The organism is Thiocapsa sp., from assembly GCF_011390875.1.
GTDB lineage: Bacteria > Pseudomonadota > Gammaproteobacteria > Chromatiales > Chromatiaceae > Thiocapsa.
The window spans coordinates 1-10773 of sequence record NZ_JAABRP010000175.1 but is presented as its reverse complement, the minus strand read 5'-3'; the positions used below and the strand labels follow the sequence as shown (position 1 = coordinate 10773).

The 10773-nt window shown below is 64.7% G+C and carries 6 protein-coding genes; 3 read left to right on the top strand and 3 right to left on the bottom strand.

All coding sequences use genetic code 11. The features are described 5' to 3' along the window. Positions 1–421 precede the first annotated feature (421 nt). Positions 422–1297, top strand: coding sequence for an SIR2 family protein (locus GPT33_RS14015; protein WP_296809968.1), 876 nt, complete (start codon positions 422–424; stop codon positions 1295–1297). 171 nt (positions 1298–1468) lie between these two features. On the opposite strand, the gene GPT33_RS14010 is transcribed toward GPT33_RS14015, so the two are convergent. The 3 genes from GPT33_RS14010 to purK are packed head-to-tail and all read right to left on the bottom strand — an operon-like array spanning position 1469 to position 3839. Beyond that, positions 1469–2164, bottom strand: a complete 696-nt coding sequence (locus tag GPT33_RS14010) for a Uma2 family endonuclease (protein WP_296809967.1) — start codon at positions 2162–2164, stop codon at positions 1469–1471. Beyond that, positions 2161–2688 carry a 5-(carboxyamino)imidazole ribonucleotide mutase gene (gene purE / locus GPT33_RS14005; protein WP_296809966.1) on the bottom strand — a complete coding sequence of 176 codons (528 nt, stop codon included), beginning with the start codon at positions 2686–2688 and terminating at the stop codon, positions 2161–2163. The genes GPT33_RS14010 and purE overlap by 4 nt, the downstream gene beginning before the upstream one ends. Continuing rightward, a complete protein-coding gene (gene purK / locus GPT33_RS14000) occupies positions 2685–3839 on the bottom strand; it encodes a 5-(carboxyamino)imidazole ribonucleotide synthase (protein ID WP_296809965.1) in 1155 nt (384 codons plus the stop codon). Before purK ends, purE begins: the two co-directional genes overlap by 4 nt. A 298-nt stretch (positions 3840–4137) precedes the next feature. On the opposite strand from purK, the gene GPT33_RS13995 reads away from it, so the two are divergent. Next, on the top strand, positions 4138–7881 hold the full coding sequence (locus GPT33_RS13995) for an EAL domain-containing protein (protein ID WP_296809962.1): 3744 nt from the start codon (positions 4138–4140) through the stop codon (positions 7879–7881). Between the two features lie 264 nt (positions 7882–8145). Next, the coding region (locus tag GPT33_RS13990; RefSeq protein ID WP_296809960.1) for a diguanylate cyclase at positions 8146–10773 on the top strand (2628 nt) is incomplete at its 3' end.

Genomic DNA, 10773 nt, shown 5'->3' with positions numbered 1-10773 from the left:
AACCTAGATCCGGCAGTTGAACGGCCCCTGGAGTGCGTCCCGCGCGGTGTCCGGCAAGGCGCGACGAGGCGGCGTAGTGGTTCTACGCCAACGAGTTGCACCGCAGCCGAGCGCCGCGCGGGGCGTGCCCGGGGGTCGTAGCGGCCTTCACCCAGCCGGTGAGCCGTCAGACAAGCGCGATCGTCAAGGCCGTCAAGACCTTGCATGAAGCACGAAGCGGTCAACTGCCGGATCTAGGTTTAAGGGAAAAGGTCAAAGGCGAAAGGGATTAGATTGTCGGGAAGGGAACACGGAGGCGGAGGATCGGGGACATTCGGGGTACCGCACCACCCGTGTCGGCCCGTGATCGTGGGATTTGATTGGTGGCGTTGTTCTTGCTTAGCTACTCAATGTTCTCTCTCGGTCGCTATAGGTCACCAAGATGCTTCAACGACTCGCCGCCGCGCTCACGCGCGGCGATCTGATTCCCTATCTCGGCCCGGGCGCGCTCGCCGGCGTGGTGGATACCGCCACCGGCGAACCGATCCCGGCGGACAGCGACAGTCTCATCCTCGCCATGAACGGCGGCAAGCCCATGTCGAAGCGGCTCATGTGGGAGTTTCCCCGCGCCGCCATGGATGTGGAGCTCAAACGCGGCCGCAGCGCCGTCAACCGCTTTCTGGATACCACCTACGGGCAGCGCACCTGGACACGCGCGCCTCTGCATGACTGGCTGAAGGATCTACAGCCGCGCTACGTCATCGACATCAATCGGGATACCCAGCTGCAGGACTCCTACCTCGGGGTCCCGCATACACTGGTGCGCGGCATCGCGCGCATCGCCGGCACTGATTATCGCTTTCGACTCGATCACTACGACGGTGCGACCTATCGCCGGATCGAGCTCGGGGAGGTCGATCAACGCCTTCCCGTGCTCTTTAAGCCGATGGGCAGCCCGCGCCCCGACGCGACCTATATCGCCTCGGATGCAGACTTCGTGGATTACCTGACCGAGCTGATGGGCGGGTTCGGGATCCCGGCTTTCCTCAAGACCCACCGACAAGAGCGGCAATACCTGTTTTTGGGACTGCGTCTGCTGCGCGATACGGAGCGAATGGTGATGTCGGATCTGATCTACGGGGCAGGAACGCCGGCCGGTTGGGCGCTGATCCCGGATCCGACGGACAAGGAGCGGCGGTTTTGCGAGAGCAAGGGGGTGGAGGTCGTCGAGGCGGATATTCCGGATCTGCTTGCTGCGGCGAACCGACGCGACGGGGTCGCGGAGTTGATCCCGGCGACGCATGAGGTCGGCTGCTGAACTGATCCGCGTCCGGTGCAACATTTGAGGTCTTAGGATTGGAGCGGCGTTGTCTCTATCAATCGGCGTCGGCGCCGACGCGGTTCAGGATGGGAAAAGCGGGACTATACCGGTCTGGGCAGAAATCCTTGCGGCTCTGAACTGACCCGCGATGCATCGCGATGCAGCGGGTCAGGTGTCGGCGTCGGGATCGATGCCGAGGGCGCGAAGGCGTTCGGCGAGACGCTCTGCGCGTTCGCGCTCTTGCTGTGCCAGGGTTGCTTGCTCTTGCGCCCGAGCGGTTGCCTGATCGGCGCGCCGCGCTAATTCGATCGAGGTTAGAAAGGGACGACCGTTCGGGCCAAAGATCTCCAGAGTCTCGGGCGTGAGCGCAAAGCGGATCCGGAGCCGCGGGCTAACCCAGCCGTTGATGTGGCTGATCGGGCATAGCCGCTCGCCTTGACGGATCCACAACTCGAGACGGTTGGTGCCGGGGTCGTAGAGGTAATACTCCTCGACGCCGTAGAGCGCGTAATAGGCCAGTTTATCGGCCATCTCCTTGAGACTGTTGGCAGGCGACAGGATCTCGAAGACGACCTGCGGAGCCACCCCGCCCTCTTCCCATTGCTTGTAGCAGCCGCGCCGACCCTTGGGGCGCCCGAAGGCAACCATGACATCCGGTGCGACCGGGCCGGAGACGCGGCGATCCGCAACCGGATACCAGAGCAGATCGCCGGCGACAAAGACGTCCGGCCGATCGGCGAAGAGGATCTCCAGGTTTTCCTTGATCTTGACGATCCAGTCGAACTGCTCCGTGTTCTCCGCCATCGGCTGTCCATCGCTCTCGGGGTAGGGATCGTCCGGATCGAAATAGGCGAGCGGGTTCACGTCGGTTGCTCCATCGCCGCGACCTTGGCCATCACCATGGCCTCGAGATCCTGCTTGAAGCGGACGATCCGTTCGCGTATCTCCGCATCGGAAGCGCCCAGAATCTGGGCAGCGAGGATCCCGGCGTTCTTGGCGCCATTGATGGCGACCGTGGCCACCGGCACGCCGGCCGGCATTTGCACGATCGAGAGCAAGGAGTCCTGCCCGGAGAGGCTGGAGGTCTTCACCGGCACCCCGATGACCGGCAACGGGGTGATGGCCGCCGCCATCCCGGGAAGATGCGCCGCACCGCCGGCACCCGCGATGATCACGCACAGGCCCCGCTCGACCGCGCTCTGCGCGTACTCGTATAGGCGTTTCGGCGTGCGATGTGCCGAGACGATGGTCATCTCGTAGGGGATGCCGAGATCGCCGAGCACGGTCGCGGCATCCTGCATGATGGGTAGGTCGGAATCGCTTCCCATGATGATGCCGACTCGGGCCGGGCGATCCGCCGACGGCGATGATGGGTTGGATGTGGTCATGGGTGATCCTCTCCCGAGATCTCGATCAGACGACGGACCCGCTCGGCCTTGATACGGGCCTGCTCGATGTCTCGGTCCAGAACCGTGACATGGCCCATCTTGCGATAGGGCGAGGTCGCCGCCTTACCGTAAAGGTGGAGACAGACGCCCGGAATCGCCAAGGCTTCGGCCATCCCCTTGATGACGGGGCGCCCCCGGTGACCGGGCGCGCCCAACAGGTTGATCATGGCCGCGGGGCAGAGCTGCTCCGTGGACCCGAGCGGCAGACCCACCACCGCGCGCAGATGCTGCTCGAACTGGTCGGTCATGTTCGCTTCGATGGTGTGATGACCCGAGTTGTGCGTGCGCGGCGCAACCTCGTTCACGAGCAGATCGCCCGCCTCGGTCAGAAACATCTCGACCCCGAAGATGCCCACACCGCCCAAGGCATCGACAGTGCGCACCGCGAGCTGCTCGGCCGCGGCGGCCGTCTCGGCCGGGATCTGCGCCGGGGCCAGCAGCATCTCGAGGACGTTCTTGCCCGGTCGAAAACGCATCTCGACCGCGGGATAGCAGCGGTGATCCCCGTCGAGCCCGCGCGCCACCAGAACCGCCAGCTCTTTGGCCGCGGGGATGAAGCGCTCCACCAGGGAGGGCACCGGCAGATGTGCGTCGAAGTCCGCCGGGCCGTCCAGGATCGAGACACCGCGGCCGTCGTAACCACCGCGACAGGCCTTCTGCACCAGCGGATAGCCGAATGCGGCGAAGGCGTCGGCCGAGGGTTCGGGCATCGGCTCGAAGGGCGCGGTCGGGATGCCGGCCGCGCTCAGCGCCCGTTTTTGCGTGAGCTTGTCCTGAATCAAGGCCAGCACGGTCGGAGGCGGCTGGATATTGTGGCCCTCGCGCCCGAGCTGAATGAGTGTCTGGGCGTCGATGTCCTCGATGTCGAAAGTCACGACATCGCAAGACTCGGCCAGCTCGCGCAGCTTGGCAGGGTCGTGATAAGCACCCACGATTTGATGGCCCGCGACTTGGCCGGCCGGAGAGCCCGGTGTCGGATCCAGCACCACGCAGGTGCAGCCGATCCGTTTCGCGGCCTTGGCCATCATGCGACCGAGCTGACCGCCGCCGATGATACCGATACGTGCAATGGGAAGAGGGAAAACGTCCATGTCGTGAATCATCGGCGCTCGGGAGGAAATTGGAAAGCCCCAATGGCGCCCCAAACCCACCCGGTGGTCGCGGATGAACACGAGAACAGCCGTTTATCGAGCTCGATCGACGCCGCACCGGCAAAAGGTTTACTCTTTAATACACGGGCGCAGTCGGATTTTTGCCACGGGTCCGGACAGCCGAACGCATGGCTTCGCAAGGTCGAGGGGGCCAGCCGGTATGCCGTCGGGAGGCAACCCGACCCAAGCAGCCTGCCCCGCGGGACACGAAAACGCGATACAGGATCGCTGAAGCAGCATGCGTAATCGCGGCAACACGAGAAAGAATTCATCCCGGGTCCTCGCAGGCGCGACCCTCCTGGTTACTCTCGCATTTTCGGCCGGTGTGATCGCCTACATGGAGCAGCAGCGGCTGCAACTGATGCGCGCAGATACGGCCGTCCTCGCAAAGGAGTATGCAGCTTCGATCGCGGGCGCCATCGATCGCACCTTATCCGCGACCCATGCGCTGGCTGCCCTCGTTGAACAGGGTCAAGGTCGGATCTCCGACCTCCAAGAAATCGGCACGGCGATGCTTCCCCATTTCCCGGGAGTGGATGCTGTTTTCCTTGCTCCGGACGGCGTCATTCGGGAAGCGGCTCCACTTACAGGCAACGAGCAGGTGATCGGCCTGGATGTCCTGAACGACCTCGCGCGCGGCCCCGATGCTCGGTTGGCGCGAGACACTGGACGGTTGACACTGTCGGGCCCGTATCGGTTGGTGCAAGGCCAGGTCGGGATCATCGGGCGCCTCCCCGTCTTCCTCGAGGATGCGCAGGGGAGTTCTGTCTTCTGGGGCTTTACCATCGCCCGGATGCCGTTCCCCGATGTGCTCGCCTCCAGCAGGCTGTCGCAGCTCGGCGAGCGTGGCATCGCCTACCGACTTTGGACCACCAAACCGGCAACCGGCGAAGTACAGATCATCGAGACATCGTCGGTCGAGCCGACCTTCCCTGTCGATGCGCAGCTCGAAGTGCCAAACGCTACCTGGACGCTGAGCCTCAGCCCGATCAAGGGATGGGGTGATCCGCTCGGGCTCGGTATGCGGATTGGAGCGGGGGTTCTCTTCAGCCTCCTGTTGGCGACTCTTGTGAAGCTGCTGGCCGATGCACGCACTCAAAAGGCACGGCTGGCGATGAAGGTCGCCGAACGCACGGCCGAGGTCCGGGCGCGTGAAGCGGACCTAGAGCGCGCGGAGGAAGTCGCGCAGGTCGGGAGCTGGGATTTCGATATCCCGTCGAACCGGTCGACCACTTCGGCCGTCGCCGGCCGAATCACCGGCGTGCCGCCCGGCACACCCGTCACCCTCGAGCGCTTTCTGGATCAGGTTTATCCACTCGACCGCGCGGCAGTCGAGGCGGCCTGGCAAGCGGCGCTTCGGGGCAAGCCCTATGACGTGGAGCACCGCACCCTTCTCGACGGCAGCCTGCGGTGGCTGCGCCAAAGGGCCGTTCTCGAATTCGATCATGACGGCCGAGCGCTGCGCGCCGCCGGCACCGTCGAAGACATCACCGAGCGTAAGTTGGCCGAGCTGGCACTGTCCGAGAGCGAGTCAAGGCTCCGACGGATCGTGGAAACCGCGCACGAGGGCATCTGGGCGATCGACCTCGAGGGCCGCACCACCTTCGCCAATCCCCGCATGGGGGAGATCCTGGGCTGTCGCGCCGAGCAGCTTGTCGATCGGTCCCTTTTCGACTTTTTGGATTCCGACACTCGCCCGGTCGCCGAGCAAAACCTCGTCAAACGCCGGGCCGGGATCGCCGAGACGCACGAGTTTTGCTTCAGGCGGCTCGATGGCTCGCACCTGTGGACGCTTGTCACCACGAACCCGCTCTACGGCGACGACGGCGAGGTCACAGGGGCCTTGGCCATGATCACCGACATCTCGGCACGTAAGCAGACCGAGACGGTCTTGGAGCAGGAACGCCGTCTCCTCGAGCAGGCCGAGCGGATCGCAAACATCGGCGCCTGGGAGTGGGATGTCGTCGAAGATCGCTGGACACATTCGGCGGGCTGGAAGGCGATCCACGGGATCGATGAGCAGGTACCGCAGTCCACTGCACAGATGATGACGCTCGTTCCGACTGAGGAGCGCCATAAAGTGCAAGCGGCCTTCGCGGCAGCCGTGGACGGACGCTGTCCTTACGACATCGAGCATCGCATCATCCGCCCGATCGATCATGTCGTGCGTCGGGTGCACGCCGTGGGCGAGGTGGTCCGCGACAATCGGGGCGAGGTCCTGACCGTGCGCGGCATCGCGCGGGACATCACGGCGCGCAAGGAGATCGAGGCGGAGCTGCGCATCGCCGCGATTGCCTTCGAGGCACAAGAGGGGATGCTCGTCACCGACGCCGAGGAGCGCATCCTGCGGGTCAACGAGGCATTCACGCAAATCACCGGATTCACGGCCGAGGAGTCCGTCGGCAAGACCCCGAGGATGCTGCACTCGGGTCGGCACGACCCGGATTTCTTTGCGCAAATGTGGGGGCGCATCGAACACCAAGGGCACTGGGAAGGCGAGATCTGGAATCGGCGTAAGAACGGCGAGATCTTTCCGGAATGGCTGACCGTTACCGCGGTGCGAGACGACAACGGGAGCGTGACCCACTATGTCGGTACCCTGACGGACATCAGCCAACGCAAAGCGGACGAGGCGGCGATTCGCCGGCTCGCCTTTTATGACCCCTTGACCGGTCTGGCGAATCGCCGGCTGCTGCTCGACCGACTGAATCAGACGCTGGCCGCAGCGGCACGCACGGGTCTGGACGGCGCCCTGATCTTCATCGACCTGGACAACTTCAAGCAGCTCAACGACACCCGCGGACACCATATCGGCGATCTGCTCCTGGAAGAGGTCGCGCAGCGGCTGACGGAGACGGTGCGAAAAAGCGACAGTGTCGCGCGCCTCGGCGGTGACGAGTTTGTCGTCCTGCTCCCGGATTTGGGCGATGATCCGGCTCAGGCCGCCGCCCTGGCCGAAGCGGTCGGCGAGAAGATCATCGCCGTCCTGGGAACACCCTACATGCTCGCAGGCGCCGAGCACAACAGCACTCCCAGTCTCGGAATCGCCATGTTCAACGGCGAGCCGCATACCGCCGAGGCGATCCTGAAACACGCGGATCTGGCCATGTACCAAGCCAAGGCCGCGGGACGCAATCGACTGCGGTTCTACGACCCCAATATGCAGGCGAGTGTCAACCAACGCGCTGCGCTTGAACGGGAGCTTCGCCATGCCATCGGGGATGGCCAGCTCGTCCTCCACTACCAATCGCAGGTCGACACGCAGGGGCGTGTCAACGGGGCCGAGGCACTGCTGCGTTGGCGCCATCCGGAGCGCGGTCTGATCCCGCCGGCGCAGTTCATCGGACTGGCCGAGTCGCTCGGACTGGCCTTGCCGTTGGGCCGTTGGGTGCTTGCGAGCGCCTGCGCACAGTTGGCCGAGTGGGCGAAGCGACCTGCGAGCGCGGATCTCAACCTGGCGGTCAACATCAGCGGTGCGCATTTTCGCCGTCCGGAGCTCGTCGAGGACATCCGCCGGGCACTTGCCGAGAGCGGGGCCAATCCGGAGCGACTGCGCCTGGAGTTGGCCGAGGCGACCTTGCTCGACGACCCCGAGGACTCGCTCGTCAAGATGACCGCGTTGAAGGAGACGGGCGTTGGCTTTACCCTTGACAACTTCGGGTCCGGCTATTGCTCCTTGTCATATCTCAAGCGTCTCCCGCTCGATCAGCTGAAGATCGCCCCGGCGTTCGTGCGCGAGGTGCTCGAGGATTGCGACGACGACGCCACCGCCGACAGTTTCGTCGCGCTTGCCGAAAGCCTTGGTTTGGCGATCATGGCCGAGGGCGTCGAGACCGAAGCGCAGCGCAATTACCTGGCCCATCATGGCTGCCGAACCTTTCAGGGCTTTCTCTTCGGGCTTCCGGGTCCGGCCGACGCGCTTTTCCCGGCGGGAGCACGCCGCCCGGAGCGCGGAGCAGATGAGGCCGGAGATGCCCCCTGAACGAGGGAGTGTTGCAACGGCGATCCGCCGAGGGAAAGCCGATCGAATCCGTCCGTCCAGCAACACGCGGATGTACTGAATTTTGCCGGGTAGCGCGCAACGTCGGCGTTTCCCGCAAGAAAAAAAATAGAAAACATCGCACAGTCGAACCGACAACCACAGACTCTCGCATACGGGTCTATTCGAAGCCGGCTGCGTCGTTTCCACGTCGACGCACGGGACCACGCCTTGTACTGGAGGCGGCAGATATGGAGCTCGACCGCGATGACTCATTCCACCCTGCGAGCCGCCGCCCGACCCGGGGTGGTCGCGGCCGCGGTCTTCCTGACAGCCGCCATCCTTGCCGGGACGGCGATCGCCTACTTCGAGCAACAGCGCATCGCACTCGCCCGAGCTGATGCGGAAGCGGTTGCCGACGATTTCGCGGACATCCTCGAGAGCCACATCGATCGCGCCCTGTCGGTCACCTACGCGCTGGCTGCATTGATCCATCAGGGCGGAGGACGAATCGACGGATTCGAGACGACAGCGCAGGCACTCTTGCCCTTCTACGAGAACGTCGAGGCGGTTTATCTGGCACCTGAGGGTATCGTCCGGCAGGTCTTCCCCTTGGAGACCAACGAAGCGGTCCTCGGTCTGGATTTGCTCGAAGATCCCCGGCAACGCATCGAAGCACGCCTGGCCCGCGACACCGGCCGGCTTACCCTGGCAGGTCCGTTAGAGCTGGTGCAGGGCGGAGTCGGTGTGGTCGGGCGCCTGCCCGTTTTCTTGGAGAATACGCAGGGCAACCCGCTGTTCTGGGGCTTTACGATGGCGATGTTGCGCACCCCGTCGGCACTCGCACCCGCCGGGCTGTCGCAGTTGAACGAACGCGGTTTCGGGTTCGCACTCTGGCGCACCGATCCAAGCAGCGGCGCGGTGCAGATCATCGAGCAATCCTCGCCCGAGGCACTTGCTGATCCGGTGAACCAGCCCGTGCCGCTGCCGAACGCCACCTGGACGTTGAGCGTCAGCCCGGTTCACGGCTGGTCCGATCCGGCAGGATTGGCCTTCAAAGGTGCATCGGGTGTGTCGCTTGCACTGTTGCTGGCCGCCCTCGCCGGCCTGCTGGTGCGATCCAGGGCCGACCGTGAACGACTCGAACACCTGGTGCGCGAGCGCACGACACAGATCCGTGCCCGCGAGTCCGAGCTCATGCGCGCCCAAGCGGTCGCCAAGGTCGGCAGCTGGACGATGGACCTGGCAAGCGGTCACGTGCAACGCTCGGCGGAGGCGGACCGAATCCTCGGGCCGTACGATGGCAAACCCTGCACGCCGCAAGCGCTGTTCGGCCCCGTTCATCCGGATGACCGGGAGATCACCGATCAGGCGTGGCGGGCCGCGCGCGCGGGCGAGCCGTTCGAGCTCTGCTACCGCATCCGGAACGGCGAACGCCTCTCTTGGCTTCGTGCACGTCTCGAGCCCGCGCCCGCGACGTCCAGCGGACGCCGCTGCAGCGTCGGGACGCTACAGGACATCACGGAACACGAGGCTGCCGATGCGGCATTGCGCGAGAGCGAGGCGTTTCTCAACTCCGTCATGGAGCTCCTCCCGGTCGGGATCTGGTTCCTGAATGCGGACGGCGAGATCCGATTCATCAACGAAGCCGGGAAACGGCTTTGGGCCGGCGGCCGTTATGTCGGGATCGAGAGGTACGGCGAGTACAAGGCCTGGTGGCTGGACAGCGGCAAGCCGATCGAGCCCGAAGACTGGGCGGCCTCGCGCGCCCTCGCCCGCGGCGAGACCTCGCTCGGGGAGCAGATCGAGATCGAGTGCTTCGACGGGACACGCAAGATCGTTCTCAACTCCGCCGTGCCCTTGCGCGGACACGACGGGGCCGTTACGGGGGTCGTCGTCGTCAACCAGGACATCACCCGGGACAAGGCCGCCGAGGAGGAGATCCGTCGTCTCGCCTTCTACGACCCCTTGACGCGTCTGCCCAACCGTCGACTCCTGCTCGAGCATCTCGCCCACGCCCAGGCCAAGAGCGCCCGCAGCCTGCAGGAGGGCGCGCTGCTTTTCATCGACCTGGACAACTTCAAAACGCTCAACGACACCTACGGCCACGACACCGGCGATCTGCTGCTCCGGCAGGTCGCCGAGCGGCTGAGCGCCTGCGTGCGCGAGGGCGACACCGTTGCCCGTCTCGGGGGCGACGAGTTCGTCGTCATGCTCGAGGATTTGAGCACCCATCCGGAAGAGGCCGCGGCTCAGGCCGAGCGCACGGCCGAGAAGATCCTCGCCCATCTCAACCCGCCCTATCGAATCGCCGAGCAGTCGCACCACAGCACCCCGAGCATCGGGATCACGCTCTTCTGCGGTCATCGCGAGAGCCTCGAAGAGGTCCTCAAACGCGCCGACCTGGCCATGTACCAGGCCAAAGGTGCTGGTCGCAACACCTCGCGCTTTTTCAATCCCGAGATGCATTCGGTCTTGGCGCGCCGCGCGACGCTCGAGGTGGACCTGCGTCAGGGCCTTCTCGACGGGCAGTTCTTCCTCCAATATCAGCCCCAGGTCGACGACACCGGCAAGGTGACGGGTGCCGAAGCGTTGCTGCGCTGGCGTCACCCGGAGCGCGGCCTGGTCTCGCCGGGAGAGTTCATCCCGGTAGCCGAATCCTCGGGCCTGATCCTGCCGCTCGGTCAATGGGTGCTCGAGGCCGCCGCGCGTCAGCTCGCCGTCTGGGCGGGGCAATCCGAAACCAGCTGTCTGTCCTTGGCCGTCAACATCAGTGCTCGCCAGTTCCGTGATCCGCACTTCGTCGAGCAGGTCCTAAGGATCATCGAGCAGACCGGGGCGAATCCTCAGCGTCTCAAGCTCGAGATTACAGAAAGTCTGCTGCTCGACGACATC

What these genes read in the sequence shown, in the direction of transcription:
- purK (WP_296809965.1), bottom strand. Translation starts at nt 3,839, where the DNA reads ATGGACGTTTTCCCTCTTCCCATTGCACGTATCGGTATCATCGGCGGC.
- GPT33_RS13995 (WP_296809962.1), top strand. Translation starts at nt 4,138, where the DNA reads ATGCGTAATCGCGGCAACACGAGAAAGAATTCATCCCGGGTCCTCGCA.
- GPT33_RS14015 (WP_296809968.1), top strand. Translation starts at nt 422, where the DNA reads ATGCTTCAACGACTCGCCGCCGCGCTCACGCGCGGCGATCTGATTCCC.
- purE (WP_296809966.1), bottom strand. Translation starts at nt 2,688, where the DNA reads ATGACCACATCCAACCCATCATCGCCGTCGGCGGATCGCCCGGCCCGA.